This window comes from Haloferax sulfurifontis ATCC BAA-897, from assembly GCF_000337835.1.
Lineage (GTDB): Archaea > Halobacteriota > Halobacteria > Halobacteriales > Haloferacaceae > Haloferax > Haloferax denitrificans.
This window is the reverse complement of sequence record NZ_AOLM01000025.1, coordinates 85280-111596: the sequence shown is the minus strand read 5'-3', so window position 1 is coordinate 111596 and position 26317 is coordinate 85280. Positions and strand designations below refer to the sequence as shown.

General features: G+C 68.0%; 29 protein-coding genes and 1 pseudogene. 21 read left to right on the top strand and 9 right to left on the bottom strand.

Annotated features, from left to right (window positions below):
- Positions 1 to 13 precede the first annotated feature (13 nt).
- The gene (locus C441_RS20035; protein WP_007275876.1) at positions 14 to 190 is read right to left on the bottom strand and encodes a DUF5786 family protein; all 177 of its coding nucleotides are present in this window, start codon (positions 188 to 190) and stop codon (positions 14 to 16) included.
- Positions 191 to 357: 167 nt separating this feature from the next.
- On the opposite strand from C441_RS20035, the gene C441_RS15185 reads away from it, so the two are divergent.
- Entirely contained in the window at positions 358 to 1365 is a 1008-nt protein-coding gene (locus tag C441_RS15185; protein WP_007275875.1) for a DUF5784 family protein, read from the top strand.
- A gap of 145 nt (positions 1366 to 1510) precedes the next feature.
- Here the strand turns inward: C441_RS15185 and C441_RS15180 are convergent, their stop codons facing one another.
- The gene (locus tag C441_RS15180) at positions 1511 to 1795 is read right to left on the bottom strand and encodes a DUF5789 family protein (RefSeq protein WP_004968845.1); all 285 of its coding nucleotides are present in this window, start codon (positions 1793 to 1795) and stop codon (positions 1511 to 1513) included.
- A 132-nt stretch (positions 1796 to 1927) separates the two neighbouring features.
- On the opposite strand from C441_RS15180, the gene C441_RS15175 reads away from it, so the two are divergent.
- Positions 1928 to 2722, top strand: a complete 795-nt coding sequence (locus C441_RS15175) for a PHP domain-containing protein (protein ID WP_007275874.1) — start codon at positions 1928 to 1930, stop codon at positions 2720 to 2722.
- A gap of 75 nt (positions 2723 to 2797) precedes the next feature.
- Positions 2798 to 2962, top strand: coding sequence for a DUF6757 family protein (locus tag C441_RS20030; RefSeq protein WP_004045157.1), 165 nt, complete (start codon positions 2798 to 2800; stop codon positions 2960 to 2962).
- A gap of 80 nt (positions 2963 to 3042) precedes the next feature.
- Here the strand turns inward: C441_RS20030 and C441_RS15170 are convergent, their stop codons facing one another.
- The gene (locus C441_RS15170) at positions 3043 to 3555 is read right to left on the bottom strand and encodes a DedA family protein (protein ID WP_007275873.1); all 513 of its coding nucleotides are present in this window, start codon (positions 3553 to 3555) and stop codon (positions 3043 to 3045) included.
- 103 nt (positions 3556 to 3658) lie between these two features.
- Here C441_RS15170 and hemB point away from each other — a divergent pair, with 103 nt between their 5' ends.
- The 7 genes from hemB to hemL all read left to right on the top strand — a co-directional run bounded on the left by hemB (position 3659) and on the right by hemL (position 11252).
- Complete coding sequence (hemB, locus tag C441_RS15165; RefSeq protein WP_007275872.1) at positions 3659 to 4642, top strand: porphobilinogen synthase; 984 nt, start codon at positions 3659 to 3661, stop codon at positions 4640 to 4642.
- A gap of 366 nt (positions 4643 to 5008) precedes the next feature.
- Positions 5009 to 6427, top strand: a complete 1419-nt coding sequence (locus C441_RS15160; RefSeq protein WP_007275871.1) for an ammonium transporter — start codon at positions 5009 to 5011, stop codon at positions 6425 to 6427.
- Entirely contained in the window at positions 6424 to 6789 is a 366-nt protein-coding gene (locus C441_RS15155; protein ID WP_004968839.1) for a P-II family nitrogen regulator, read from the top strand. The genes C441_RS15160 and C441_RS15155 overlap by 4 nt, the downstream gene beginning before the upstream one ends.
- A 379-nt stretch (positions 6790 to 7168) precedes the next feature.
- Entirely contained in the window at positions 7169 to 8539 is a 1371-nt protein-coding gene (locus C441_RS15150) for an ammonium transporter (protein WP_007275870.1), read from the top strand.
- A 3-nt stretch (positions 8540 to 8542) separates the two neighbouring features.
- A complete protein-coding gene (locus C441_RS20330) occupies positions 8543 to 8914 on the top strand; it encodes a P-II family nitrogen regulator (RefSeq protein ID WP_007275869.1) in 372 nt (123 codons plus the stop codon).
- A 154-nt stretch (positions 8915 to 9068) separates the two neighbouring features.
- Entirely contained in the window at positions 9069 to 9776 is a 708-nt protein-coding gene (locus tag C441_RS15140; RefSeq protein ID WP_007275868.1) for a CPBP family intramembrane glutamic endopeptidase, read from the top strand.
- A gap of 138 nt (positions 9777 to 9914) precedes the next feature.
- Complete coding sequence (gene hemL / locus C441_RS15135; RefSeq protein WP_007275867.1) at positions 9915 to 11252, top strand: glutamate-1-semialdehyde 2,1-aminomutase; 1338 nt, start codon at positions 9915 to 9917, stop codon at positions 11250 to 11252.
- Positions 11253 to 11286: 34 nt separating this feature from the next.
- Here hemL and C441_RS15130 read toward each other — a convergent pair whose 3' ends face one another.
- Both C441_RS15130 and C441_RS15125 read right to left on the bottom strand, forming a co-directional pair.
- Positions 11287 to 11472, bottom strand: a complete 186-nt coding sequence (locus C441_RS15130; protein ID WP_188423386.1) for a hypothetical protein — start codon at positions 11470 to 11472, stop codon at positions 11287 to 11289.
- 135 nt (positions 11473 to 11607) lie between these two features.
- On the bottom strand, positions 11608 to 11997 hold the full coding sequence (locus C441_RS15125; protein ID WP_007275865.1) for a hypothetical protein: 390 nt from the start codon (positions 11995 to 11997) through the stop codon (positions 11608 to 11610).
- Between the two features lie 124 nt (positions 11998 to 12121).
- On the opposite strand from C441_RS15125, the gene hemC reads away from it, so the two are divergent.
- From hemC to C441_RS15100, 5 genes are all read left to right on the top strand, one after another.
- Positions 12122 to 13195, top strand: a complete 1074-nt coding sequence (hemC, locus tag C441_RS15120; RefSeq protein ID WP_007275864.1) for a hydroxymethylbilane synthase — start codon at positions 12122 to 12124, stop codon at positions 13193 to 13195.
- Position 13196: 1 nt separating this feature from the next.
- Positions 13197 to 14051 carry a uroporphyrinogen-III C-methyltransferase gene (gene cobA / locus C441_RS15115; RefSeq protein ID WP_007275863.1) on the top strand — a complete coding sequence of 285 codons (855 nt, stop codon included), beginning with the start codon at positions 13197 to 13199 and terminating at the stop codon, positions 14049 to 14051.
- Complete coding sequence (locus C441_RS15110; RefSeq protein ID WP_007275862.1) at positions 14048 to 14791, top strand: uroporphyrinogen-III synthase; 744 nt, start codon at positions 14048 to 14050, stop codon at positions 14789 to 14791. Before cobA ends, C441_RS15110 begins: the two co-directional genes overlap by 4 nt.
- A gap of 1 nt (position 14792) precedes the next feature.
- Complete coding sequence (locus C441_RS15105; protein WP_007275861.1) at positions 14793 to 15986, top strand: MFS transporter; 1194 nt, start codon at positions 14793 to 14795, stop codon at positions 15984 to 15986.
- A gap of 162 nt (positions 15987 to 16148) precedes the next feature.
- Positions 16149 to 17579, top strand: a complete 1431-nt coding sequence (locus tag C441_RS15100; protein ID WP_007275860.1) for a DHH family phosphoesterase — start codon at positions 16149 to 16151, stop codon at positions 17577 to 17579.
- On the opposite strand, the gene ppk2 is transcribed toward C441_RS15100, so the two are convergent.
- Together ppk2 and C441_RS15090 are read right to left on the bottom strand one after the other, a co-directional pair.
- Positions 17576 to 18406: a polyphosphate kinase 2 gene (ppk2, locus tag C441_RS15095; RefSeq protein WP_007275859.1), complete on the bottom strand. Its 831-nt coding sequence runs from the start codon at positions 18404 to 18406 to the stop codon at positions 17576 to 17578. The two genes, C441_RS15100 and ppk2, sit on opposite strands and share 4 nt — an antisense overlap.
- Before the next feature lie 71 nt (positions 18407 to 18477).
- A pseudogene (locus tag C441_RS15090) lies at positions 18478 to 19176 on the bottom strand (potassium channel family protein).
- A 463-nt stretch (positions 19177 to 19639) separates the two neighbouring features.
- On the opposite strand from C441_RS15090, the gene C441_RS15085 reads away from it, so the two are divergent.
- The 4 genes from C441_RS15085 (at position 19640) to C441_RS15070 (ending at position 22377) form a co-directional block, all read left to right on the top strand.
- Positions 19640 to 19861: a DUF7557 family protein gene (locus tag C441_RS15085; protein ID WP_004065778.1), complete on the top strand. Its 222-nt coding sequence runs from the start codon at positions 19640 to 19642 to the stop codon at positions 19859 to 19861.
- A gap of 157 nt (positions 19862 to 20018) precedes the next feature.
- Complete coding sequence (locus C441_RS15080; RefSeq protein WP_004968824.1) at positions 20019 to 20336, top strand: DUF5783 family protein; 318 nt, start codon at positions 20019 to 20021, stop codon at positions 20334 to 20336.
- Between the two features lie 44 nt (positions 20337 to 20380).
- Positions 20381 to 20758 carry a NifU family protein gene (locus C441_RS15075; protein WP_004045112.1) on the top strand — a complete coding sequence of 126 codons (378 nt, stop codon included), beginning with the start codon at positions 20381 to 20383 and terminating at the stop codon, positions 20756 to 20758.
- A gap of 77 nt (positions 20759 to 20835) precedes the next feature.
- Positions 20836 to 22377, top strand: coding sequence for a sulfatase (locus tag C441_RS15070; RefSeq protein WP_007275857.1), 1542 nt, complete (start codon positions 20836 to 20838; stop codon positions 22375 to 22377).
- A gap of 39 nt (positions 22378 to 22416) precedes the next feature.
- Here C441_RS15070 and C441_RS15065 read toward each other — a convergent pair whose 3' ends face one another.
- Positions 22417 to 23313, bottom strand: a complete 897-nt coding sequence (locus C441_RS15065; protein WP_007275856.1) for a ketopantoate reductase family protein — start codon at positions 23311 to 23313, stop codon at positions 22417 to 22419.
- Positions 23314 to 23601: 288 nt separating this feature from the next.
- Between C441_RS15065 and C441_RS15060 the strand changes: the two genes are divergently transcribed.
- Together C441_RS15060 and C441_RS15055 are read left to right on the top strand one after the other, a co-directional pair.
- A complete protein-coding gene (locus tag C441_RS15060; RefSeq protein ID WP_239640837.1) occupies positions 23602 to 24561 on the top strand; it encodes an ABC transporter permease in 960 nt (319 codons plus the stop codon).
- A complete protein-coding gene (locus C441_RS15055; RefSeq protein ID WP_007275854.1) occupies positions 24558 to 25367 on the top strand; it encodes an ABC transporter permease in 810 nt (269 codons plus the stop codon). The genes C441_RS15060 and C441_RS15055 overlap by 4 nt, the downstream gene beginning before the upstream one ends.
- Positions 25368 to 25409: 42 nt before the next feature.
- On the opposite strand, the gene C441_RS15050 is transcribed toward C441_RS15055, so the two are convergent.
- Entirely contained in the window at positions 25410 to 26312 is a 903-nt protein-coding gene (locus C441_RS15050; RefSeq protein WP_007275853.1) for a carbohydrate kinase family protein, read from the bottom strand.
- Positions 26313 to 26317: the final 5 nt, after the last annotated feature.

Genomic DNA, 26317 nt, shown 5'->3' with positions numbered 1-26317 from the left:
CGTGAGGAACGGGTCAGTCGTGGGACTTCATCCGCTTGAACTGTTCGAGTAGCGCGTCGGTCGAGTCGCCGGAGTCGTACTCGACACTGCCGCGGTAGGTCTTCCGGTCGTCGTCGGTCCCGGGTTCGACCTGACTCGTCATCCGCTCGCGGCGTTCGTGTTCGGCTTCGTCGTATGCCCCCATTGACATGGTTCGACTTACCATGTGTGGCTGTAGCACATATAGCTATCGGAGACATTCACAACCGTGATGTTCGTGGCGGTCCGGGCGACCCGAACCCGGAGACGGGGGGGATGGGACCGAAATCTGGAGCCGCGGCGGGAAAGGGTAAAAGCAATCGCCGAACTACACCGTGTGTGGCACGCCCGCTTCGCTTTCGTTACGCCCCCGGACGTTGGGACGAGTCGCGCATCACCCGCGACGTCTTCCAGCCGCTCGACGCCAACCTCGGTGCCGAGATGGGTGCGCCGTGGTACGCACCGCCCGACGGCTACGAGGCCCGACGGTTCGACATGGACAACGGCGACACCGCGCTGTTCGCGTGGTCCGACGACCACGCCTACTGGATAGGCAACACGGAGACGCCGAGTTCGCTGTGGCGGACCGACAAGGAGGGCTTCGCCGAGGCTCCCTTCGAGGTCTCCCGGTGGGCCCAGCGCGAACTCATCGCCGAGCTGTTCGACCAGTCGCCGTGGCTGAAGCCCTATCCGCATCTCTCGTGGTTCTTCCTCCCCGTGTTCCTCTCGAAGGACGGCCGCGAGACGACCCGCGAGTTCTTCCGCGACCACGCCGCGGGCTTCCCCGACGCGACCCGCGAGGAGGCGCTTGCGTTCTACGAGTCGTTCTTCGCCACGGGCGTCCTCGACGAGTACCGCGAGGTCATGGCCGGAAAGCTCGGCACCTCGGAGTACTTCGACCCGATACGGATGGCCGCGGCGATGGGCGAGTTCGACGTGGCGTACCTCCTCGACGAGGCGGGGTACGACATCACGCCCGAAATCGCCGTGACGACCGGCCACTCCATCGACTTCCGCGCGGAGAACACCCCCGCGGGCGGCGCGCTCATCGAGGTGACGCGCCCGCTCCCGCCGAACCGACGCTCCGTGAGCAACCCCATCGCCGCCATCCGCGACACGGCGCAGACCAAGACCAACGGCGAGGGCCAACTCGCCGAACACGGCGGCGGCGTGACGCTGTTCGTCGACTGCTCGTCGTTCCCCGACGACGACTGGGCCGCCATCATGGGCGAACGGCCCGACGTTCGGCACCGACCGGCCGTCGTCTTCCGCCTCCGGCCGTCGGGCGAGGTCGAAGGCTACTCGAAGGGGTCCGTTCCGGTGGACCTGCCGTGGCTCTCTGACTGACGGGGTCGCTCTATTCGGCTGTCGTCCGCCTCCGCCAACGAGCGACGGGAGTGCGGTCGAATCAACGAACTAACGAGCGAAACGGCGAGCCGACGGCTCGGGAGTCACGGTCAGAAAGAAAAATCGGAGTGAGACGGGGCCGACCTCAGAACGAGACCATCTCTGGTCCGTTCTCACCGAGCGGGGAGGGGTCGCGGTCGCTGTAGTACCGACGACCGATTGCCTCGTGGCCGACGCCGGTGAAGAGGGCGTCCCGCACGTCCTGCGGGCACGTGTACGTCTCGTCGCCGAGACGGGCCAGAATCTGTGCGACGGTCTCCTGGCCGTTCTGTAGCTCGATTACTTTGTCGCCGTACCGCTGGGCGAAGTCGGTCGAGCTAATCGGGTATTCGTGGCGATCGATGGCGTCGCCGAGTCCGTTCAGGCGCATTACACCCACACATGAACTCTCACCATCCTTAATGATTTTCCATGTATTTGATTAGTGGCATTGGAGTCCTTAATTGTCCTTAATGACGTTCGGGGCGCAACGTTTGTCTCCCCCTCGCTCCGACCACGATGCATGGACGACAGCCCGCCGGTCGCGGACCTCCATCTCCACACGACCGCCTCGGACGGCCGGCTCACCATCGACGCGCTCCCCGACGCGGCCCGCGCGGGCGGGGTGGACGTGGTGGCCGTGACGGACCACGACCGCTATCACCCGGACCTCGACGCGCCGGTGGTCGAACGCGACGGCGTGACAGTCGTCCGCGGCATCGAACTGCGCGTCGACGCCGGCGACCGCCGGGTCGACCTCCTCGGCTACGGCCTCAGGGAGCGACCCGCCCTCGTCGAGGTGGTCGAACGACTCCAGCGCAACCGCGTCGAGCGGGCGCGCGAAATCGTCGCGGCGGTCGAAGCGGAAACCGGGGTCGACCTCGACATCGACATCCACGACGGGGTCGGCCGACCCCACGTCGCCCGCGCCGTCGACGCCAGCGAGGCTCCGTACGACTACCAGGGCGCGTTCGACGAACTCATCGGCGCGGACGGCCCCTGCTACGTCGCGCGCGAACTCCCGACGTTCGACGACGGCGTTTCGGCCCTCCGAGACGCCTGCGACGTGGTCGGCCTCGCACACCCGTTTCGCTACCGCGACCCCGCCGGCGCGCTCGAACTCTGTGCCGACCTCGACGCCGTCGAGCGCTACTACCCCTACGGGTTCGACGTCGACTGCGACCTCGTCGAGGAGGCCATCGAGCGCTACGGCCTGCTCGCCACGGGCGGGAGCGACGCCCACGACGAGACGCTCGGTCGCGCCGGGCCGCCGGAGACCGACTTCGCCCGGTTCGCCGCGGCGGTAGACGGTCTCTAACCGTGTTAGTCCGTGAATAACTCGGAACGTGCCGTGGGGCGTAGAGTTAAATCCTATCGGAACTGAAGGGGCGGTATGCAGTGTCACTACTGCGACCGTGAGGCCGCATACGCCGCCGAGAAAGACCACATTAAGGTCGGCCTCTGCGAGCGACACTTCCGCAAGCGGGTCGAGGAACTCGCCGAATCCGAGGAACTCGCCGCCCTGAAGGAAAAACTCGATATTAACCGAACAAAGTGACGGCCGCTCCACGGCAGTCCCTCCACTAGCGCCTGCCTACCGTCGCCGCGCCGGGTCGCCTCGCGCGGCCCCGCGTCCGCTCACGCGAGTACCTGACCACCGAACACGTACAGCGCCGCGAGCGCGCTCTCGAACGCGACGGTCCCGAGCGCCGAGAGCGCGAGGAACCGCTTCGCCGACATCCCGGACAGCCCGGCCGGCACGGTGAGCATCCCGCGCGTGAACAGCATCGCGTTGCTCAGCGGAACGACGACGGGTCCCCAGCGGTCGAACCAGCCGTCGAACCGGTCGAGTGAGTCTTCGCTCACGCGGAACCACGACCGCGACAGGAGGTACTCGCGGCCGCCCCGCTTGGCGACGAGGAACAGCCCGACCTGACCGACGGTCGCGCCGAGCACGGCGACGCCGAGAATCGGGAGCAACAGTCGGTCGCCGACCAGCGCCAGCGCCCCGGGTACGAGGAGTTCGCTCGGCGCGACGTAGAGGAGCATCGCGCCCTCCAGTACGAACACGAAAAAGAGGGCGACGAGGGCGAGGTCCGACGCGAGGAGGTCCCGGAGGAAGTGGGGGAGTTGGGCGGTGAAGGCACTCATGTCCTGTGTGTTTCGAGCGGCATCGTGTTCATTATGGTTTGGATAACGCGGCGCGAACCGACGGGAGCGACGGCATTTTGCCGCCGCCGACCGAACCCCGCGTATGGAGTTCACCGACCGCCCCCGCAGGCTTCGAACCGACGGGATTCGCCCGCTCGTCTCGGAGACGACGCTCGACGCGACCGACCTCGTCGCGCCCGTCTTCGTCGACGCGACGACCGACGAGCGCGTCCCCATCGAGTCCATGCCGGGCCACGAGCGCGTGCCCGTCGCCGAGGCGGCCGACCGCGTCGCCGAGGTGCGCGAGGCCGGCGTCGAGGCCGTCATCGTCTTCGGCATCCCCGAGTCGAAGGACCCCGAGGGGTCTCGCGCGTACGCGCGAAACGGGGTCGTACAGGAGGCCGTCCGCGCCATCACCGCCGAGACGGACGCCTACGTCATCACCGACGTGTGTCTCTGCGAGTACACCGACCACGGCCACTGCGGCGTGCTGGAGGACCACGCCGAGGACGACCCGACGCTGACGGTCGAAAACGGGCCGACGCTCGACCTGCTCGCGGAGACGGCCGTCTCCCACGCCGAGGCGGGCGCGGACATGGTCGCACCCTCGGCCTCGATGGACGGGATGGTCGGCGCGATTCGCGCCGCGCTCGACGACGCCGGCCACGACGAGATACCAATCATGTCCTACGCCGCGAAGTACGAGAGCGCCTTCTACGGTCCCTTCCGCGACGCGGCCGACGGCGCGCCGGCGTTCGGCGACCGACGACACTACCAGATGGACCCGGCGAACGCCCGCGAGGCGCTTCGCGAAGTCGCACTCGACGTGGAACAGGGCGCGGACGTGCTGATGGTCAAGCCGGGCCTGCCGTATCTCGATATCGTCCGCGCCATCCGCGAGGGCTACGACCACCCGGTCGCCGCCTACAACGTCTCCGGCGAGTACGCGATGCTCCACGCCGCCGCCGAGAAGGGCTGGCTGGACCTCGACGCGGTCGCCCGCGAGTCGCTTCTGTCGATGAAGCGAGCGGGCGCAGACCTCATCATCACGTACTTCGCAGAGCGCGTCGCGCGGCAACTCGACTGAGACGGCGGGCGGGTGAGCCGGCCGGCTCTCGGACGGCCGCTCGACCCGCGGAACGACGCGGTTCGAGGGCCGAACCACGGGAAACGATACCAGGGCGCGCACGGCCAAAACACACTTGTTAGGCAACATTTTCCTGAACGTTCGTCCACCGAACTCCGGAGAATCTCAAAATCCTTGGACGATATACAACCTTATATGCGTAATATTCTAGCCTATTTTGTGCAGTTGTGGTATTACGCCTTGCTAAATTTGACAAAACCAACCCCACACTTTATGTACTGACTCACCATGAAGCCGAACCGTGATGAAGCACCAGAATCCACACGGATACGGAGAAAAAGTAACTGAACGGTCACCGGAGACCGCATGGGGTGGTCAGTCGTGATACCGCTCCAGGTCGACCCGGGCGTTATTGCGCAGGGGGTCAACTACGTCTGGATCCTCGTCGTCTCGTTCCTCATCTTCTTCATGCAACCGGGCTTCGCGCTCTTAGAGGCAGGGCAGGTACGCGCGAAGAACGTGGGCAACGTGCTGATGAAGAACATGACCGACTGGGCGCTCGGCGTGCTCGTCTACTTCCTCGTCGGCGCGGGGGTCGCGACAATCGTCGGCGGCCTCACGTCGTCCGGCGGCTTCGACGTCGCCGCCGCGTTCTCGTACATCGGCGACTCCGGCGCGTGGATTGACTGGCTCTTCGGGGCCGTCTTCGCCATGACCGCCGCCACCATCGTCTCGGGCGCGGTCGCAGAGCGCATGGACTTCCGCGCGTACATCGTCTTCGCGGCGACCATCACGGGGTTCATCTACCCCGTCGTGCAGGGCATAACGTGGTCCGGCGGCCTCCTCTCGAGTGGCGGCTACATCGGTGCCGCCCTCGGCGTCGGCTACCTTGACTTCGCCGGTGCGACCGTCGTCCACATGTGCGGCGGCGTCGCCGGTCTCGTCGGCGCGAAGATGGTCGGCCCGCGTAAGGGCCGCTTCGACGCGAACGGCAACAGCCAGCCCATCCCGGGCCACTCGATGTTGCTCGCCGTCCTCGGCACGCTCATCCTCGCGTTCGGCTGGTACGGCTTCAACGTCGGCACGCAGGCGACCGTCCTCGCGACCACCGAAAGCGGCGGTCTGGAGTTCATGGGTGCCGCGCTCGGTCGCGTCGCCCTCGTGACGACCCTCGGCATGGGCGCCGGCGCGGTCGCCGCGATGATCGTCTCGACGAGCTACCAGGGCAAGCCCGACCCCCTCTGGATGGCGAACGGCCTGCTCGCCGGCCTCGTCGCAGTCACCGGCGCGGTCCCCCACGTCACGTGGTGGGGCGGCCTCATCCTCGGCGCGCTCGGCGGCGCAATCGTCCTGCCGGCGTACCGCTGGACCGTCGACTCGCTCAAGATCGACGACGTGTGTGGCGTCTTCGCCGTCCACGGCGTCGCGGGCGCGGTCGGCACGGCGCTCATCCCGGTCTTCGCGGTTAGCGGCTTCTCCGGCACCCAGCTCGTGATGCAGGTCGTCGGCGTGGTCGTCATCGCCGCGTGGACCATCATCGCCTCGGCCATCGTCTTCGCCATCGCGGACGCCGTCTTCGGCCTCCGCGTCTCGGAAGAAGAGGAAGAAGAGGGCCTCGACGCCGGCGAACACGGCGTCTCGGTCTACCCCGAATTCGTCGGCGACGCCGGTCCCGACGGCGCGCTCGGCTCGCCCACGGCGACCGACGGCGGGAGCGACGTGCGCACCGACGGTGGCGTCGTGAAAGACGAGACCGTCGAAGCCAACGGAGGTGACAGCCAATGAGCGACGAGGCCGACGAACAGGGCATCAAGATGGTGATGGCCATCATCCGCCCCGACAAGCTCTCGGACGTGAAGACCTCGCTCGCCGAGGCGGGCGCGCCGTCGCTCACCGTCACTAACGTCTCCGGCCGCGGCTCCCAGCCCGCCAAGAAGGGCCAGTGGCGCGGCGAGGAGTACACCGTCGACCTCCACCAGAAGGTCAAAGTCGAGTGCGTCGTCGCCGACATCCCCGCCGACGACGTGGTCGAGGCCATCGCCGACGCCGCCCACACGGGCGAGAAAGGCGACGGGAAGATATTCGTCCTCCCCGTCGAGAGCGCGGTCCAAGTCCGCACCGGCAAGGAGGGCAAGCCGGCGGTCTGAGCGCGCACCCTCGGCCGAAACCGACTCGAAGTCTCCTTTCGCCGCTCTCGCCGCGGTCCGCGCGAGTGCGCACTCGACCGGGGTTCGACGAACGCCCCGCGTCGTTTTAATTACTTTTCCGACACTACGTTCGTAGGATTGCGTGGCAACATTTGTCCACAGAGTGCCAACCTTACGTCCTTATACAAGACATACTCCATCTTATATCGGACATACGTCTCTCAGAGGGCCTTTTTGTAGACGTTTGTCAACGCGAACCGTTATATGAACGTATGTAGATAGCATCTCTCATGGTTCGCGAGACATTCGGTCGCGAATCGAGCACCAATATGAACGACTGTCCAACTTCCCAGCTCGAACCGCTCGCCGGAGGCATCGTATGTTGACACCCCTGCAGACCGACCTCGCCTCGGTCGTCGAGGGCGTAAACCTCGTGTGGGTCCTCACGGTCACGTTCCTCATCTTCTTCATGCACGCCGGCTTCGCCATGCTCGAAGCCGGGCAGGTCCGCGCGAAGAACGTCGCCAACCAACTGACCAAGAACCTGCTGACGTGGAGTATCGGCGTCATCGTGTTCTTCCTGCTCGGCGCGGCCGTGTCGTCCATCGTCGCCGCCTTCACCGGCGGCCCCGCGACGACGATTTCCGGGGCGTTCATGAGCCTCTACGCGCCCGAGGCGTCGGCGACGACGGCGTGGGTCGACTGGCTGTTCGGAGCCGTCTTCGCCATGACCGCCGCCACCATCGTCTCCGGTGCCGTGGCGGGCCGCGCCCGACTCCGCGCGTACCTCACGTACACCATCCTCATCGCGGGCGTCATCTACCCCGTCGTCGTCGGCTTCACGTGGGGCGGCGGCTTCCTCTCCGCCCTCGGCTTCCACGACTTCGCCGGCGGCATGATCGTCCACGGCATGGGCGGCATCGCCGGCCTCACCGCGGCGTGGATTATCGGCCCGCGCATGGACCGCTTCAAGCCCGACGGCACCGCGAACGTCATCCCCGGCCACTCCATCACGTTCGCTGTCCTCGGCACGCTCATCCTCGCGTTCGGCTGGTACGGCTTCAACGTCGGCACCGCCGCCGCGCCGCTGGCGTACGCCGACGGCGGGGTCTCGCTCGGCTCCTTCGCCTACGTCGGCCGCGTCGCCCTCGTGACGACCCTCGGCATGGCCGCCGGCGCAATCGGCGCGGGCGGCGTCGCCATGTACAAGACCGGCAAGGTCGACACGCTCTACGTCGCCAACGGCGTCCTCGCCGGCCTCGTCGGCATTACCGCCATCGCGAACGACATCGTCTGGCCGGGCGCGCTGGTCGTCGGCCTCCTCGCCGGCGCACAGCTCCCGGTCGTCTTCGAGTTCGTCGAAAAGCGCCTCCAAATCGACGACGTCTGTGCGGTCTTCCCCGTCCACGGCTCCGCGGGCGTCCTCGGCACGCTCCTCTACCCGGTGTTCGCCGTCCCGCTGTGGCACGACGGCGCGTCGTTCGTCTCGCTCGCCGTCCCGCAGGTCATCGGCGTCGGCGTCATCGCCATCTGGACGTTCGTCGCGACCGCGGTCGTCTTCGGCGGCTTCCGCGCCGTCGGACAGGTCCGCGTCTCCTCCGACCACGAGCGCGAGGGCCTCGACACCGCCGAACACGGCGTCGACACCTACCCCGAGTTCGGTTCGCCCGACGCCGACACCGGCATCCGCACCGACGGCTCCGGCGTCCCGAGCGGGGATGGATTCATGACGACGGGCCGGGAGGACTAACCCATGAGTGATTCCGACCTGCCGAACGACGGTGACATCAAGATGGTGATGGCCGTCATCCGCCCCGACAAGCTCTCCGACGTGAAGACCTCGCTCGCCGAAATCGGCGCGCCGTCGCTCACCGTTACCAACGTCTCCGGCCGCGGCTCCCAGCCCGCGAAAAAGAGCCAGTGGCGCGGCGAGGAGTACACCGTCGACCTCCACCAGAAGGTCAAAATCGAGTGCGTCGTCGCCGACATCCCCGCCGACGACGTGGTCGAGGCCATCGCCGACGCCGCCCAGACGGGCGAGAAAGGCGACGGGAAGGTGTTCACCCTCCCCGTCGAGAGCGCGGTTCAGGTCCGCACCGGCAAGACCGGACGCGACGCCGTCTGAATCTCGCGGCCGTTCTCTCGTCGTCGGTCGCGGTCGACGGGCGTCCTCCCTCGGTCGAAGATACCCGCGGCCCCTCGCGGGCCGAGCGCCGACCCCACGCGAAACCGTTTTTCCGCTCCGCACCGAGCGTCGTGACGATGAGCGGTGGCTCCACGTGGTGACTGTCGCGGTCCTCGGCGGACTCGCCGTCGCGCTGTTCGGGATGGCCGCCGTCGGCCTGCTCGCCGACCGGTACCTCGCCGAACCCGACGGCCTCCGCGCCGACCTCCTCGTCAGCGACGCGAACAAGTGGGCCGTCTTCGCCCTCCTGTGCGGTTACGTCCTCGTCGTCGAGGGGCGGCCGCTGTCGTCGATGACCGGCCGCTCGCTTGCCCCCCTCGCGTTCGTGGCGGTGGTCGGCGGCGGCGTCTTCGTCCTCTTCGTCGCGAACGCGGTGACGACGCCCGTCTTCGACCGACTCGGCGTGGGCGGTCTCGACGAGGGGATGGCCGGACTGGCCTCGCTGTCGGTCAGACACCGGCTGTTCGTGGCCGGGACCGCCGGGATTACGGAGGAGGTGCTGTTCCACGGCTACGCTATCGAGCGCCTGCTCGAACTCACCGGTAGCCCGCTCCTCGCGGGCGGCGTCTCGTTCGCCGCGTTCACCGCGAGCCACGCCGTCGGCTGGGAGCGCGGCGCGGTCGCCAGAATCGCCGTCCCCGCGCTCCTGACGACGGTCATGTACCTCCTCGTGCGCGACGTGGTGGCGCTCGTCTGCATCCACGCGCTCAACGACGCGGTCGGTCTGCTGTTGGCCGGGTCGGTCGAGGACGCCGGCGACGCCGAGGGCGCTGACGCCGCCGCCGACGGGACGGCCCGATAGGTCGCCGCCGGAGCGAGCCGAGAGGTCGCCACGGTCCCGAGTTCCAGTCGAGCGGGCGTCTCCCCGTCCGGTGGTTCGCCGGTGGCAGGTGCGGCCGGCCCAGTAAGGTCTTTCCCGCGAGCGGCCGAACCGCCGCGCATGAACCACGACGAGTCAAGGGCGCTGTACGACCGCGCGCTGTCCGTGCTCGCGGGCGGCGTGAACTCCTCGGTCCGGGCGACGCAACCGTACCCGTTCTTCGTCGAGCGCGGCGACGGCGCGCACGTCATCGACGCCGACGGGAACCGCTACGTCGACTACGTGATGGGCTACGGGCCGCTCCTCTACGGCCACGACGCGCCAGAGCCCGTCCAGTCGGCTGTCCAGAAGCACGCCGCCGCCGGGCCGATGTACGGCGCGCCGACCGAAATCGAGGTCGAACACGCCGAGTTCGTCGAGCGGCACGTCCCCTCCGTCGAGATGCTCCGGTTCGTCAACTCCGGCACGGAGGCGACCGTCTCGGCGGTCCGCCTCGCCCGCGGCGTCACCGGCCGCGACAAAATCGTCGTCATGCAGGGCGGCTACCACGGCGCACAGGAGTCCACGCTCGTCGAGGGCGGCCCCGGCGGCGCGAAGCCCTCGACGCCCGGCATCCCCTCGTCGTTCGCCGACCACACCATCCCCGTCCCCTTCAACGACGAGGAGACGGTCCGCGAGGTGTTCGAGGAACACGGCGAGGACATCGCGGCGGTGCTGACCGAGCCGATTCTGGCGAACACGGGCATCGTCCACCCGGTCGACGGCTACCTCGAAGCCCTCCGCGACGTGACCGAGGACCACGGCGCGCTCCTCATCTTCGACGAGGTCATCACCGGCTTCCGCGTCGGCGGCCTCCAGTGCGCGCAGGGCAAGTTCGGCGTCACGCCCGACCTCACGACGTTCGGGAAGATTATCGGCGGCGGCTTCCCCGTCGGCGCGGTCGGCGGGAAGGCCGAGCTCGTCGAGCAGTTCACCCCCGGCGGCGACGTGTTCCAGTCGGGCACCTTCTCGGGCCACCCGGTCACGATGGCCGCGGGCCACGAGTACCTGAAGTACGCCGCCGAAAACGACGTGTACGGGCACGTCAACCGCCTCGGCGAGAAGCTTCGGGCGGGCATCACCGACATCCTCGAAGACCAGGCCCCCGAGTACACCGTCGTCGGCACGGACTCGATGTTCAAGACGGTGTTCACGCGCCACGGCGCGGCCGAGCGCGCCGACGCCTGCGCCGACGGCTGTGCGCAGGTCGAGTCGTGTCCCAATTACGACGCCTGTCCGAAGACCGGCGCGGACGTGTCGAACGCCGAGACCGACCGCTGGGAGCGCGTCTTCTGGCAGGAGATGAAAGACCACGGCGTGTTCCTCACGGCGAACCAGTTCGAGTCGCAGTTCGTCTCCTACGCCCACACCGACGAGGACATCGAGGAGACGCTGGAAGCGTACAAAGCGGCGCTATAACCCGAATCGACGATTCACCGGCCGCGCGCTTTTTTCACGACTCCGGTCCGGTCGCCCGAGAGAGTCCGAGGTACGCCGGGAGTCCGATGACGACGGTCAGTCCGGCGGTGAGGAAAAGCGGGGCGACGCCGGTCGGGTCCGGCGCGAAGATGAATCCGAGCGGGAGCGCGACGACGAACGCGACGCCGAAGACGAGCGCGGGGTGGAGGGACCTGTTCACGTTCGAGTCGTCGCCGCGGAGACCGAAAACCGTTCGGCACGCCGAGCGACGGGGCGAGCCGGCCCGCGCGACCGGCGTTCGCTCGCGCAAATGCAAGCCGATGCGACCCCGACGCGACCCCGACGCGGACCCGGCTCACTCGACCCGGAGTCGCGCCTCGGCCGCCCGCCACAGCGGCGGGTAGGTCAGGGCGACGCCGACGCCGAGACAGACCGCCCACGAGACGAGGACGCCGACCGGGTTCCCGCGGAGTTCGAGGAGAATCAACAGCGGAATCCAGAGGGCGGTCACGACGAGGCCGACGCCCCAGACGCGGGCGACGAGGCGGAGGCGAAGCGGGCGCGCGAGGAGGAGAACGAGACCGACGAGTGCCGCCGCGGCGAGGCCGGCGAACCACGGTGGTTCGACGCCGACCGACGAGAGGAACACGTCGAGGGGCGCGACGACCGAGGTCAGGCCGAACAGGAGGAGCGCGACGACGACGAGGTCGCCGACCTGCCGGACGGCCGAATCGAAGGCGGGCATCGTCCGGGTCGTCGCGCGGGGACCGTATCGGTCTTCCGTTCGGGTTCGACCCGGCGCGCGGGAGCGAACTGGTGGGCTTTTCAACGCGGGGGCCGGACTGACCCGTATGACTACAACACTTCGCTTGGCGACGCGAGGGTCGGCGCTCGCTCGCGCACAGGCCGCGAGCGTGCAGGGGGCGCTCGCGAGCCGCCGACTCGACGTCGAACTCGTCGAAGTCGAGACCACGGGCGACCGGATTCAGGACGAGCTCATCCACCGACTGGGCAAGACCGGCGCGTTCGTCCGCGCGCTCGACGAGCGCGTCCTCGACGGCGAGGTCGACGCCGCGGTCCACTCGATGAAGGACATGCCGACCGAGAAGCCCGCCGACCTCGTCGTCGCCGGCGTGCCCGAGCGCGCGCCGGCCGGCGACGTGCTCGTGACGGCCGAGGGCCACGACATCGACGACCTCCCGGAGGGGGCCGTCGTCGGCACGTCGTCGCTCCGCCGACAGGCCCAACTGCTGAACTACCGCGAGGACCTCGAAGTCGAACCGCTCCGCGGCAACGTCGACACCCGCATCGAGAAACTCCTGGCGACGCACCTCCAGCGCGAACACGAGGCCCGCGTCGAAAACGACAAAGAGCGGCAGGAAAAGAAGGGCAAGACCGACCACGACGAGGCGTTCGACGAGACCGCCGACGAGTGGTTCGAGGGCCTCACCGAGCTCGAACGGCAGGCGCTCGGCCGGAAGGTCGAAACCGAGTACGACGCCATCGTCCTCGCCGAGGCGGGGCTCAAGCGAAGCGGGCTCACCGAGAAAGTGAACTACGAGCGCCTGCCGCGGACGACGTTCGTCCCCGCGCCCGGACAGGGAGCCATCGCCGTGACCGCCGCGGACGCCGAGGTCATCGACCTCATCCGCGACAAACTCGACCACCCGCGGACCCGCGTCGAGACGACCGTCGAGCGGACCATCCTCGCCGAACTCGGCGGCGGCTGTATCGCCCCGGTCGGCGTCCACGCCCTCCTGCAGGGCGAACACGTCCACGTCGACGTGCAGGTGCTTTCGACCGACGGCTCGGAGTCCATCAAGACCTCGCGGGACCTCCCCGTCGGCAACCACGCCCACGCCGCCCGCGAGTTCGCGGCGGCGCTCCGCGACCGCGGTGCGGGTCAGTTAGTCGAGGCCGCCCGCGAGGAGGCCGAGGAGTGAGATGACGGGAGACGACCGCTCGAACGGGGACTCGGGGGAGTCCGCGGAGGGCGTCGGCACGGTCCACCTCGTCGGGAGCGGCCCGGGCGACCCGGAACTGCTGACGATGAAGGCCGCCCGCCTCATCGACGAGGCGGACGTGGTGCTCCACGACAAGCTCCCCGGCCCGGAGATTCTCGGGATGATTCCGGCCGAAAAGCGCGAGGACGTGGGCAAGCGCGCCGGCGGCGAGTGGACCCCACAGGAGTACACGAACAACCGACTGGTCGAACTCGCCCGCGAGGGCAAGGACGTGGTGCGCCTGAAGGGCGGCGACCCGTTCGTCTTCGGCCGCGGCGGCGAGGAGATGGAACACCTCGCCGACAACGGGATTCCCTTCGAGGTCGTGCCGGGTATCACCTCGGCGGTCGCCGGCCCCGGTTCGGCGGGCATCCCCGTCACCCACCGCGACCACGTCTCGTCGGTGTCGTTCGTCACCGGCCACGAGGACCCGACGAAAGACGAGTCCGCGGTGGACTGGGACGCGCTCGCCGCGACCGGCGGGACGCTCGTCGTCCTCATGGGCGTCGGCAAGCTTCCGCTGTACACCGCCGAACTCCGCGAGGCGGGCGTGGACGGCGACACGCCCGTCGCCCTCATCGAGCGGGCGACGTGGCCCGACATGCGCGTCGCCACCGGCACGCTCGACACCATCGTCGACGTGCGCGACGAGGCCGACATCGAGCCGCCCGCAATCACCGTCATCGGTGAGGTCGCCGCAACCCGCGACCGCGTGAAGCAGTTCCTACAGGGCGGCGGCGCGGACGCCGTCGCCGAGGCCGACGCGACCGCCGGAGGTTCGGGAGGCGACGAATGAGCCAGCAGGTCCGCGCGGCCGTCTTCCGCCCCGACGACGACCGCATCGAGCGCGCCGTCGAACTCCTCGACTCGCTCGGCGCGACCCCGGTCCCCGACCCGATGCTCGCAATCGAGCCGACGGGCGCGACGCCCGAAGCCGGCGAGTTCGTCGTCCTGACGAGCAAGACCGGCGTCGAACTCCTCGACGAGGCCGGCTGGGAACCGGGCGACGCGGTGCTGTGCTGTATCGGCCCCGCGACCGCCGACGCCGCCCGCGAGGCCGGCTGGACGGTCGACCGCGTCCCCGACGAGTACACCTCGGCGGGACTGGTCGACCACCTCGCGTCCGACGTCGACGGCGCGACGGTCGAAGTCGCCCGGAGCGACCACGGCAGTGCCGTCCTCACAGATGGCCTACGCGACGCGGGCGCGGACGTTCACGAGACCGTGCTGTACCGACTCGTCCGCCCCGAGGGAGCCGGGAAGTCGGCCGAGCTGGCCGCCGCCGGCGACCTCGAAGCCGCCCTCTTCACCTCGTCGCTCACGGTCGAGCACTTCCTCGACGCCGCCGCGGAGCGGGGCGTCCGCGAGGAGGCAATCGCCGGCCTGAACGACGCGGTCGTCGGCGCAATCGGGCCGCCGACCCGCGACACCGCGGAATCCCACGGCATCGACGTGACCGTCGTCCCCGACGAGGCGACGTTCGAAGCGCTCGCGGTCGCCGCGGTCGAGACCGCCGCGCCGACGTATCACGAGTGACGTGACGGGAAGCGAGGCGGAAGACGGGACGAGAGACGGCTCGTGGCGCGCGGTCGGTTCGGTCGCCGGCTGGCAGACCGCCGCGAGCCTCTGTTACTACGCCATCTTCGCGGCGACCGGCTTCGTCCGCGACGCGTTTTCGGTCTCCGAGTCGCTGGTCGGGCTGTTCCTGACCGCCGGTCTGCTCGGCTACACGGTGTTTCTGTTCCCGAGCGGCGCGGCCGTCGACGGCTACGGCGAAAAGCCCGTGATGGTCGTCGGCCTGCTGGCGCTGTCGGTCGCGCTCGTCGGCGTCACGTTCGCGCCGCCGTCGTACGCGCTGTTGCTCGTGACGGTGGCGCTCCTCGGGGCGGCCTACTCGACCGCGATGCCGGCGTCGAACCGCGGCATCGTCGCGGCCGCGCCCGCCGGGAGCAAAAACCTCGCCATGGGGCTGAAGCAGGTCGGCGTCACCGTCGGGAGCGGGGCGTCGTCGCTCGTCGTCACCGGCGTCGCCGTCGTCGCGGCGTGGCAGGTCGGCTTCTGGGCCATCGCCGTCTTCGCCGCCGGCTACGCGCTCCTCTTCGCGACGCGCTACCGCGGGAACCCGGGGACCGGCCGGCTCGAACGCCCCCGGCTCGCCGGCCTCGGCGGCAACCGCGCCTACGTCGCGCTCGTCGCCGCCGCGCTGTTCATCGGCGCGTCCATCTTCTCGATGCTCGGCTACACCGTCCTCTACGTGCAGGACGTGGTCGGGACCGGCCCCGCCCTCGCCGGCGGCGTCCTCGCGGCGACGCAGGTGACCGGAAGCGTCGGCCGCATCGGCGCGGGGAGCCTCGCCGACCGCCTCGGCGGCCCCCGCGGCGCGGCCACCGTCGCGCTCGTCCAACTGGCGGGGTCGGTCGCGCTCTTTTCCCTCCTCGTCGGAGCCGGCGGCTCGTTCGCGCTCACCATCGCCGTCTTCGTCGCGCTCGGGCTCACCATCCACGGCTCGACCGGCGTCTTCTACTCCTGTCTGAGCGGCGTCGTCGACGACGGCGACATCGGCGCGGCGACCGCCGGCGGCCAGACCGCGCTCAACGTCGGCGGCCTCGTCGCCCCACCGCTTTTCGGCTTCGTCGTGGAGTCGACGGGCTACGGGGCCGGCTGGGCGCTCGTCGCCGGCTCGACGGTGCTCGCGACCGTTCTCCTGTTCGTCGTCAGGCGGCGAATCTGACCGGCGGTCGCGCTCGGTCAGGTCCGCGGCCGCGGGCGAGCCTTCTTATACCGAACCGCGGCAACGACGACACATGTCCGCCGTCGAACTGGAGTGGAAACGAAGGGGTTCCGTGCCCGAACTGCCAGCGTTTATGCCGGAGAGGGCGTGAGTACCACACCAATGGACGGACCCGTCCCCGAACTCACAGAGCACGCGGCGGCCTGCGCGGCCCGCCTCCGCGACGCCGACCGGGTGCTCCTCGCCTCGCACATCGACGCCGACGGGTTGACGAGCGCCGGCATCGCCTCGACCGCGCTCGAACGCGCCGAAATCCCCTTCGAGACGGTGTTCTGCCGCCAACTCGACGCGGCCGCCGTGGCCGACATCGCGGCGACCGACTACGACACCGTGCTGTTCACGGACTTCGGGAGCGGCCAACTCGACATCATCGCCGACCACGAGGCGGCGGGCGACTTCCACCCCGTCATCGCCGACCACCACCAGCCCGCCGAGGGCGTCGAGACCGACCACCACCTCAACCCGCTTCGGTTCGGCCTCAACGGCGCGAGCGAACTCTCCGGCGCGGGCGCGAGCTACGTCCTCGCGCGGGCGCTCGAACCCGAGGGGAGAGATAACCGCGACCTCGCCGCCCTCGCCGTCGTCGGCGCGGTCGGCGACATGCAGGACACGAACGGCGAACTCCGCGGGGCCAACGCGGGCATCGTCGACGAGGGCGTCGAAGCCGGCGTCGTCGAGGAGGGAACCGACCTCCGCATCTACGGCCGCCAGACCCGCGCGCTCCCGAAGCTCCTCCAGTACGCGACCGACGTTCGCATCCCCGGCATCTCGAACAACGAGGCCGGGGCCATCGAATTCCTCACCGAACTCGACGTGCCCTGCCGCGACGACGACGGCGAGTGGAAGCGGTGGGTCGACCTCACCGGCGACGAGCGCCAGACGCTCGCCAGCGCCCTGATGCGCCGCGCCATCGCCAGCGGCGTGCCCGCCTCCCGCATCGACGACCTCGTGGGGACGACCTACGTGCTCTCTCGGGAGCGAGAGGGGACCGAACTCCGCGACGTGAGCGAGTTCTCGACGCTCCTGAACGCGACCGCCCGCTACGACCGCGCCGACGTGGGGCTGGCGGTCTGTCTCGGCGAGCGCGACGCGGCGCTCGACCGGGCGCGCCGGCTCCTGCGGAACCACCGCAAGAACCTCTCGAACGGCCTTCAGTGGGTGAAAGAACACGGCGTCCGCGTCGAGGACAACCTCCAGTGGTTCGACGCAGGCGACGAGATACGCGAGACCATCGTCGGCATCGTCGCCGGGATGGCCGTCGGCACCGACGCGACCCGAAGCGGGATTCCGGTCCTCGCGTTCGCCGACACGGAAGGGGGCGAGGTGAAAGTCTCCTCGCGCGGGTCGTACGTGATGGTCCGAGACGGGTTGGACCTCTCGGCGGTCATGCGCGAGGCGTCGCGGGCGGTCGGCGGCGACGGCGGCGGCCACGACGTCGCCGCGGGCGCGACGATTCCGAAGGGCGAGGTCGAGGCGTTCATCGCCGAGGCGGACCGCATCGTCGGCGAGCAGTTAGCGAAGAACCCGGATTAATCGTCGACCGGGTTCGACCCGAACCGCGCGGGAACCCAGTTTTGGCTGTCGATTGGCGGGCGCTCGTACCCGGAGTCGTCCTGTCGGGACGGCAGTTCGATCGGGTCCGGCGTGAGGTCCTCGTAGTCGATTTGGTCCAGCAGGTGCGAGATGCAGTTGAGTCGCGCGTGGCGCTTCACGTCGGCGTTGACGACGTGCCACGGGGCCTCGTCGATGTCGGTGTGTTCGAACATCGCGTCTTTGGCCTCCGAGTAGTCGGCCCACCGCGAGCGCGCTTCGAGGTCCATCGGGCTGAGCTTCCAGCGGCGCTTGGGGTCCTCGTTTCGCTTCTGGAAGCGCCGTTCCTGCTCCTCGTCGCTGATGGAGAACCAGTACTTGACGAGGACGATGCCCGAGCGGACGAGCATCCGCTCGAACTCGGGGCAGGTCCGTAAGAACTCCTCGTACTCCTCGTCGGTGCAGAATCCCATCACCCGCTCGACGCCCGCGCGGTTGTACCAACTCCGGTCGAAAAGCACCATCTCGCCCTCGGTCGGAAGCTGTTCGACGTACCGCTGGAAGTACCACTGCCCCCGTTCGCGCTCCGTGGGCTTGCCGAGCGCGACGACCCGCGCCACCCGCGGGTTGAGCCGGCGGGTGATGCGCTTGATGACGCCGCCTTTCCCCGCGGCGTCGCGCCCCTCGAAGACGACACAAACCCGCAGGTCGTGTTCCTTTATCCAGTACTGGAGTTTCACCAGTTCCTCTTGGAGGCGGTTCAACTCGCGTTTGTACTGTTTCTTCTTCAGGACGCCCTCGTCGTTGTAGCGAGGGTTGTCAGTGGACATAGGCGAACTGAGTGCGCTGTGAACAAATAACAGACGGGGGACAGGGACGAGAGCGGGGGCGGCGCGGCGACTCAGAGGCCCGAACAGACCTGCTCGCCGCTCACGATTTCCGGGACGACGACCTCGTCGGCTCCGGCGCGACGCGCGAGCGCCTCGTCCATCTGGTCGCCGGCGCGGACGACGAGTTTGGCGTCGGGGGACAGCCGACTCGCCGCGATGGCGATTTGGATGTTCACCTTGGAGTCGTCTATCGCGCCGACGACCGTCGCGGCGCGCTCGACGCCCGCGTCGGCGAGTCGGTCCTCGCGTCGGGCGTCGCCTTCGACCGCGAGCAGGTCCGCGTCGAGCGCGCGCTGGTACCCCGCCTCCTTGCTCTCGACGACGACCACGTCGCGACCCATCTCGCGGAGCCGCGCCGCCACCGTCTTGCCGAAGGTCCCGTAGCCGCAGACGACTACGTGCGATTCGAGTTCCGCTATCTCTCGGTGGAGTTTCATCTGGTCGAGTTCCTCGCGTATCTGCCCGCCGAAGGCCGCGGAGACGAACGTCTCGCAGGCCCACGGCCCGGTTCCGATGAGGCCGGTGAGAATCACGATAGCGTACGCCTTGACGAGCGTCGCCGGCCCCTCGTGGGTCTGGTAGTGGAGTTCGATGCTGGTCGGGTCGAGTAGCCAGAACGCCGCGTCGACGAGGCCCGCGCCACCGAGGACGCTGAATCCGCCGACGCCGGCGACGACGAACGCCGCGACGGCGACGAGCGGTCAGACCATTCGCCGGAGCAACGGCCGGTGCGCCAGCGCGTCGATGAGGATGCGGCGGTCGTTCACGGGGGTGCGGACACCTCGGGAGAGCGCGACCGGTCGGGTTCGTGCGGCCCGCAATCGCGGGAAACCGGGGTGTTTGACGGCAAAGGAATACGGATATTTCCAGTACTATATGAATTTGACTCGTGTTCGAGTGCATATTCGATCATGTAGTCAGTATTCGAAAACCCACCAAGCATAAAATCGTTCACCCTTAAACAACCCAATATTCTGGCTATGACTCCCCGATTCGGGGTCGGGTACAATTCGATATAGCGGAATGTGATTTATCATGGCCGGTAATGGGAGAGGGCCCGACCGAGTGTCGACTGCGCTCGCGTTCCGTCTGCGGCTCGAAATCCGCGAAATCCTCATATCGGATGGTTGTGTATGTCATGGCACCGGCACGCATGCCGGAGTGGGGTGAACGATGGCGACTGCCAACTCGAACGAGGCCGAATACGACTACCCGGTCGGCTACGAACCGGAGGTACAAACAGAGACGGTCGAACTGGACCGTCGAACCGTCGAGCGACTCGACGCGCTGCGCGAGGACGACGAGTCGTACGACGAACTGATAACCGAGCTCGCGTCCATCTTCGCGGCGAGCGAACTCTCCGCCGCGCGCGTGGACAGCCCGCTCATCGAGTGACGCCCCGCGTCGCTCGATTTTCCGTATTTGAGGCGCCCTGAGAGTTGAATCGCCGTTCGGGGGCGAGCAGTCGATAAATGCTACGTTGCTATACAGAATCTCCAATCCCGACGAACCAACCGTCCGATTTTTTGCCGGGAGCGCGAAAGCTCCGGGTATGACCGACTTCGACCCCGAGAAGTTCGAGGACAAGTACGCCAACTACTTCCCCGAACTCCAGCGCGCGTACAAGAACGCCTTCGAGACGATGAACGACGAGTTCGACTCGTCGCTCATCCACGGGGTCGACCAGCAGATTCTCAACGAGTCGGAGCCGTTCTACGAGGACGGCGACTTCTCCGTACGGCTCCCCGAGAACCCCGCCGAGCGACTGACGGCGGTCGAAATCGACGACGACGAGCTGGAAGCCGTCCTCGACCGCTACGTCGACGAGATAGAAGGCGAGCTCCGGCGGGTCTTCGGCGTCGAGGCGTAACCCCGAACCAAAGGCCTAAGCACGTTCACCTCGAAGCCGCGTGCATGAGCACGGAGACGCAGGACGGCGAGGACGACCTCAAAGAGCGTGTCGTGAACTTCCTCCGTCGGAACTTCCCGCAGATCCAGATGCACGGCGGTAGCGCGGCCATCCGCGACCTCGACCGCGAGACCGGTGAGGTCACCGTTCTCCTCGGCGGCGCTTGCTCTGGGTGCGGTATCTCCCCGATGACCATCCAGGCTATCAAGACCCGCATGGTCAAGGAGATTCCCGAGATCAACGAAGTCCACGCCGACACCGGCATGGGCGGCGACGGCGGCATGGGCGGCGACAGCCGCGGCGGCAGTCCGTCGTTCCCCGGCGACACCAGCGACGACACGACTGATATCGAGGACGACCAGGGCCCGCAGGCTCCGTTCTAACTCGACGGTTCGGACGTTTTCGTCCGGCGGCGGCCGAGAACAGGAGTTTTATCGGCGACTACTCCCCACCCTCGGGTATGACTGCCGAGTCGCCCGAGAACGTCCTCTTCGTCGTCATGGACACGGTCCGAAAGGACCACCTCACGCCGTACGGCCACGACCGCCCGACGACGCCGGGCCTCGACCGCTTCGCCGACGAGGCGACCGTCTTCGAGCAGGCCGTCGCGCCCGCGCCGTGGACGCTCCCGGTCCACGCCTCGCTTTTCACCGGCATGTACCCCAGCCAGCACGGGGCCGACCAGGAGAACCCCTACCTCGAAGGCGCGACGACCCTCGCCGAGACGCTCTCGGCGGCCGGCTACGACACCGCCTGTTACTCCTCGAACGCGTGGATAACGCCGTACACGCACCTGACCGACGGCTTCGCCGAGCAGGACAACTTCTTCGAGGTCATGCCCGGCGAGTTCCTGTCGGGGCCGCTGGCGAAGGCGTGGAAGACGATGAACGACAGCGACGCGCTTCGGACGCTCGCCGACAAGCTCGTCAGCCTCGGCAACACCGCCCACGAGTACCTCGCCGGCGGCGAGGGCGCGGACTCGAAGACGCCCGCCGTCATCGACCAGACCATCGACTTCGTCGACGGCTCCGAGGAGTTCTTCGCGTTCGTCAACCTCATGGACGCGCACCTGCCGTACCACCCGCCCGAGGAGTACAAAGAGCGCTTCGCGCCCGGCGTCGATTCGACCGAGGTCTGCCAGAACTCAAAGGAGTACAACGCCGGTGCCCACGAGATTGGCGACGACGAGTGGGAGGACATCCGCGGCCTCTACGACGCCGAAATCGCCCACATCGACGACCAGCTCACCCGGCTTTTCGACCACCTGAAAGAGACCGACCGCTGGGACGACACGATGGTCGTCGTCTGCGCCGACCACGGCGAACTCCACGGCGAACACGGCCTCTACGGCCACGAGTTCTGCCTGTACGACCCGCTCATCAACGTCCCGCTCATGGTCAAACACCCCGGCCTCGACGCGGACCGCCGCGACGACCAGGTCGAACTGGTCGACCTCTACCACACGGTGCTCGACTCGCTCGACGTCGAGGGCGGCGAGCCCGCGAACCCCGGCGACGACGCGGTCGGTCTCGACCGCACCCGCTCGCTCCTGTCGGCCGACTACCGGGAGTTCGCGCAAGCATCGAACGACGACCCCGGCCAGCGCCGAGACGGCGAGTACGCCTTCGTCGAGTACTCCCGCCCCGTGGTCGAACTCAAGCAGTTAGAGGAGAAGGCGTCGAGCGCCGGCATCACGCTCCCCGAGGACTCGCGGTTCTACTCCCGGATGCGGGCGGCACGCCGGACCGACGCCAAGTACGTCCGAATCGACCGCATCCCCGACGAGGCCTACCGCATCGACGCCGACCCCGAGGAGTCCGAGAACGTCGTCGATTCGGACGACGAGGCCATCGCGGAGACGGAAGCCGCCCTCACCGAGTTCGAAGCCGCCATCGGCGGGGCGTGGACCGACGCGCTCGACACCGACGTCTCGGACGACTCCGTTGACCAGATGGACGACGAGGCACAGGACCGACTGCGCGACCTCGGCTACCTCGAATAGCCCGCCCGCGGCGCGTCTCGGGTCCGACCCGACTACCGACTACCGGAGCCCTGCTCCCCGCTCCCACGCCCGGAGAAGCGCCGCGAGCGTCCGGTTCGTCGGCACCTCGAAGCCGTGTTCGGCGGCGATATCGACCACCGCGCCGTTGATGGCGTCCACCTCGGTCCGCTTTTCCGCCGCCACGTCCTGTAGCATCGACGAGCGGTTCGCGGCGGTTTTCTCGACCACGCGGTCAAGCGCCTCGCGGGCGACGCGGTTCGGGAGCGACACGCGCTCTAATCGGGCGACTCGGGCCGTCTCGCGGGCGGCTCGGTGTGCGAGTTCGCTGGCGTCGTCGCCCGCGAGCGCGCCGTTTTCGACCCGCGAGAGCGCGGTGACGGCGTTGATGCCGGCGTTGACGGCGAGTTTCTCCCAGCGCCGCCGCGGCATGTCGGTCGCGACAAGTGCGTTGAGCCCCGCGTCGCGGAACGCCTTGCCGACGCGCTCGGCGAGGGGGTCGGGGCCGCCGTCGAGCGCGCCCAAGACGATTCGGCCGACGCCGGTGCATTCGATGCGACCCGGTTCGACGAGCCGCGCTCCGTAGGTCGCCGTGCCCGCGAGGACGGGCGCGTCGAGGCGAGAGGCGAGCGTCTCCTCGGTGAGTCCGTTCTGGAGCGACAGCACCGCGCCCACGTCGCAGTCGGCGAGCGCGTCGGCGGCCGCCGCGGTGTCGAACGACTTGACCGTGACGAGCGCGAGGTCCGCGTCGTGGCCCGTCTCGGTCGTCGTCGCGGCCGGCGAGACGTGCGCCGACTCGGCACCGACGATATCGAGACCGGCCGACGACACCCGCGCGGCGTGCGGGTCGCGCGCGACGAGCGTTACGTCGTGGACCGGCGCGAGGAGGCCGCCGACGAGCGTGCCCAGACTGCCCGCGCCGAAGACGAGGATACGCATGGCTACCCGTTCTCGGCGGACGACAAAAATGGCGAGTTTCGCGGTGTGAGAGACGAACTGGCCGAGAGAACAAACGAGGCTTATTTTCCTGATTGGCTCCAGTTTCGTGCTATATTTGCCAGTCGAACGCCCGCGTGTTAAAAATCACACGCCATATGGTGGACACCTACGTAAGAACGTCTCTGTCCATAGCCCGAGTAACATGAACGCATCGAGTAACTGCGTATCGCTCGTCGGCGCGGTGGCGACGCGCCGATTCCCGGCGGCCGGCCCGAGGGGGAGAGCGCCGTGAGCATTCGAGACGAGTTCCAACATCAGCGACTGCGCGCGAAGTGGAAAGTGATGGACGGGCTTATCGCGGCAAAGAACCGCCTGCCCCTCGATACGTCGTCGGTCGCGGACCGGTTCGGATACGTGCTCATCGCGCCGAGCATCCTGTTGGTTAGTTTCCTCGCCGTCGGGATGGTCATGCTCGCGTGGTACAGTGTGCTCACGTACGACACCATCGAGATATTCGTCTACGAACTCACGCTGGACAACTGGATGCGCCTCGTCGAGACGGGGGCGTTCCACACCGTGTTCTTCAGGACCCTGCTGTACTCGGCGCTCGTCACGGTCGGAAGCGTCGGGCTCGCGGTTCCGTACGCGTATCTCGTCGTTCGCACGAGGCGGCCGGTGTTCCGGTACGTCCTGCTGTTCGGCCTGTTCGTGCCGTTCTTCACGGGAGTCATCATCCGAGCGTACGGCTGGCTCATCGTCCTCGGGAAAAACGGCCTGCTGAACTGGGGACTGAACGCGCTCGGAATCGAGACGGTGAGCATCATCGGAACCCCCGCCGCCATCGTCGTGGGGCTCCTGCAGTATCTGATGCCGTTCGCGGTGCTGATGTTGACGCCCGCGATAGCAAGCATCGACAGCGACCTCGAACGCGCGGCGCAGAACTGCGGGGCGAACAACTGGGAGACGTTCAGACACGTCGTGTTACCCCTCTCGCGGCCCGGAATCACCGCGGCGACGATCGTCGTGTTCACGCTGTCGATGGCGAACTACGCCATCCCCAATCTGCTCGGTGGCGGGACGAACAGCTTCGTCGCGAACTTCATCTACAGCAAGGTGTTCGACATGATGAACTACCCGTTCGCGGCGGTGCTGTGTATCATCCTCGTCCTCGTGGCGTCGGTGTTCGTGTTCGCCGTGTTCAAACTGTACGGAACCGGGACCCTCGGCGTGGAGGCGGGCGAACAATGAGCGGACTCCTCCGTCGGTTCGGCACCGACCACCCGTACCTGGCGGCGTTCACGCTCTTCGAGTTCGTCTTCCTGATTCTCCCGTCGGTCATCATCCTCGTCGTCTCGCTGGGAGCGAACCAGATTATCTCGTTCCCGCCGACCGAACTGAGCCTCAGGTGGTACGCGTCGCTGATTCAGGAACCGGGGTATCTCGAACCGTTCTTCAACAGCGTCATGGTCGCCGTCTTCTGTACGGCCCTCGCGATTCCCATCGGCGTGATGACGGCGCTCGGCCTGAACCGATACGACGTCAGATTCGAACACGGAATCCAGATTTACCTCCTGTTGCCGTTTACCGTCCCGCTGGTCGTGTCGGGGTTCATCCTGCTCATCATCTTCGGCCGGTTGGGGTGGATCGCCGAGCTATGGGCCGTCGGGCTGGCGCTGACCATCATCAACATCCCCTTCATGATATGGAGCGTCTCGTCGAGCGTCAACGCGTTCGACTCCACGCTCGAAGACGCCGCACAGAGCCTCGGCGCGGAGGAGATACAGACGTTCAGATACGTGACGCTCCCGGCGCTGATGCCCGGCGTCATCTCGGGGTCGTTCCTGATGTTCATGCTCGCGTTGAACGAGTTCATCGTGAGCCTCATCATCACGACGACGGCGACCGAAACGCTTCCCGTCGCGATTTACGGCGCGATTCGGGGGAACATCAGCCCCCAAATCGCGGCCGTGGCGAGCATCTACGTCATCATCGCCATCGTCGCCATCGTCGTCGCGGACCGCGTCGTCGGCCTCGAGCGGTTCCTCCACAGCTAACGGCGGAACGCTTTTTTCCCGGGGGACGCCGATCGCGGGCAGTTACTCGGACAGGTCAGCTATCGCGTCGAGTTTCGCCCGAAGTTCGAAGTTCGTGATTGCCGCCCGCGCACAGCGGTTGGCAACGGCCGCGGCCGCCGGTCTGTCGGCTCCAGCGAACCGCGCGTGAATGAAGCCGGCGTCGAAGAAGTCGCCCGCCCCGCAGGCGTCGACCGACGCGGCCGGTTCCGTCTCGACCCACGTCGCCTCCGACTGCCCGTCGGCGACGAGACAGCCGCGGTCGCCGGCTTTCACGACGCAGGCGTCGGCTCCGTCGGCGACGAGCGTCTCCGCGGCGGCGACGAGGTCGTCACACCCGGAGAGGCGACGCGCTTCCGCGTCGTTCGCGAACAGGGTGTCGACGTGCGGGAGGAGCGCTTCGGCCGTCGAGAGCCAGTCGCCGGGCGACCAGTTCGTGTCGAGAAACACCGGGCGACCGCGGGCGGAGAACTCGCGGGCGATGGCGACGGCGTCGTCGCCCCAGAGGTACGGGGCCTGTGATAGCCCGGCGACGAACAGCGCGTCGAACCCGTCGGGTGTGACGGCGGGAATCGCGCCGTCGGTCATCGCACCCCGGTGGGTGACGAACGAGCGGTCGGACTCGAACAGGAAGCCGGCGGCGACGCTCACCGTCGCGTCCGGCTGTTCGACCACGCGGCTCGTGTCGACGCCGCGGGCGTCGAGAAACGTGCGCCAGTGCGTAGAGAGCACGTCGTCGCCGACGTAGGTGACCGCCGCCGGGCGACTCCCCAGCGCCGCGAGGCCGAGCGACGCGTAGCCCGCGGAGCCGCCCGGCCGCAGTTCGAACGACGGCGCGACGAGTTCCTCCCCGCGGTCGGGGTAGCGGTCGAGACCGGCGAAGACGGCGTCGACGATGGCGTCGCCCAAGACGAGCACGTCGGCCATCGTCG

Excerpts from the sequence above, each read along its gene's own strand:
- C441_RS15080 (WP_004968824.1), top strand. The coding sequence starts at position 20,019 with ATGACCGACTTCGACCCCGAGAAGTTCGAGGACAAGTACGCCAACTAC.
- C441_RS15070 (WP_007275857.1), top strand. The coding sequence starts at position 20,836 with ATGACTGCCGAGTCGCCCGAGAACGTCCTCTTCGTCGTCATGGACACG.
- C441_RS15150 (WP_007275870.1), top strand. The coding sequence starts at position 7,169 with ATGTTGACACCCCTGCAGACCGACCTCGCCTCGGTCGTCGAGGGCGTA.
- C441_RS15170 (WP_007275873.1), bottom strand. The coding sequence starts at position 3,555 with ATGAGTGCCTTCACCGCCCAACTCCCCCACTTCCTCCGGGACCTCCTC.
- C441_RS15075 (WP_004045112.1), top strand. The coding sequence starts at position 20,381 with ATGAGCACGGAGACGCAGGACGGCGAGGACGACCTCAAAGAGCGTGTC.
- hemL (WP_007275867.1), top strand. The coding sequence starts at position 9,915 with ATGAACCACGACGAGTCAAGGGCGCTGTACGACCGCGCGCTGTCCGTG.
- C441_RS20030 (WP_004045157.1), top strand. The coding sequence starts at position 2,798 with ATGCAGTGTCACTACTGCGACCGTGAGGCCGCATACGCCGCCGAGAAA.
- C441_RS15085 (WP_004065778.1), top strand. The coding sequence starts at position 19,640 with ATGGCGACTGCCAACTCGAACGAGGCCGAATACGACTACCCGGTCGGC.
- C441_RS15155 (WP_004968839.1), top strand. The coding sequence starts at position 6,424 with ATGAGCGACGAGGCCGACGAACAGGGCATCAAGATGGTGATGGCCATC.
- ppk2 (WP_007275859.1), bottom strand. The coding sequence starts at position 18,406 with ATGTCCACTGACAACCCTCGCTACAACGACGAGGGCGTCCTGAAGAAG.
- C441_RS15110 (WP_007275862.1), top strand. The coding sequence starts at position 14,048 with ATGAGCCAGCAGGTCCGCGCGGCCGTCTTCCGCCCCGACGACGACCGC.
- cobA (WP_007275863.1), top strand. The coding sequence starts at position 13,197 with ATGACGGGAGACGACCGCTCGAACGGGGACTCGGGGGAGTCCGCGGAG.
- C441_RS15125 (WP_007275865.1), bottom strand. The coding sequence starts at position 11,997 with ATGCCCGCCTTCGATTCGGCCGTCCGGCAGGTCGGCGACCTCGTCGTC.
- hemB (WP_007275872.1), top strand. The coding sequence starts at position 3,659 with ATGGAGTTCACCGACCGCCCCCGCAGGCTTCGAACCGACGGGATTCGC.
- C441_RS20330 (WP_007275869.1), top strand. The coding sequence starts at position 8,543 with ATGAGTGATTCCGACCTGCCGAACGACGGTGACATCAAGATGGTGATG.
- C441_RS15065 (WP_007275856.1), bottom strand. The coding sequence starts at position 23,313 with ATGCGTATCCTCGTCTTCGGCGCGGGCAGTCTGGGCACGCTCGTCGGC.
- C441_RS15160 (WP_007275871.1), top strand. The coding sequence starts at position 5,009 with ATGGGGTGGTCAGTCGTGATACCGCTCCAGGTCGACCCGGGCGTTATT.
- C441_RS15050 (WP_007275853.1), bottom strand. The coding sequence starts at position 26,312 with ATGGCCGACGTGCTCGTCTTGGGCGACGCCATCGTCGACGCCGTCTTC.
- C441_RS15180 (WP_004968845.1), bottom strand. The coding sequence starts at position 1,795 with ATGCGCCTGAACGGACTCGGCGACGCCATCGATCGCCACGAATACCCG.
- C441_RS20035 (WP_007275876.1), bottom strand. The coding sequence starts at position 190 with ATGTCAATGGGGGCATACGACGAAGCCGAACACGAACGCCGCGAGCGG.
- C441_RS15055 (WP_007275854.1), top strand. The coding sequence starts at position 24,558 with ATGAGCGGACTCCTCCGTCGGTTCGGCACCGACCACCCGTACCTGGCG.
- C441_RS15175 (WP_007275874.1), top strand. The coding sequence starts at position 1,928 with ATGGACGACAGCCCGCCGGTCGCGGACCTCCATCTCCACACGACCGCC.
- C441_RS15100 (WP_007275860.1), top strand. The coding sequence starts at position 16,149 with ATGGACGGACCCGTCCCCGAACTCACAGAGCACGCGGCGGCCTGCGCG.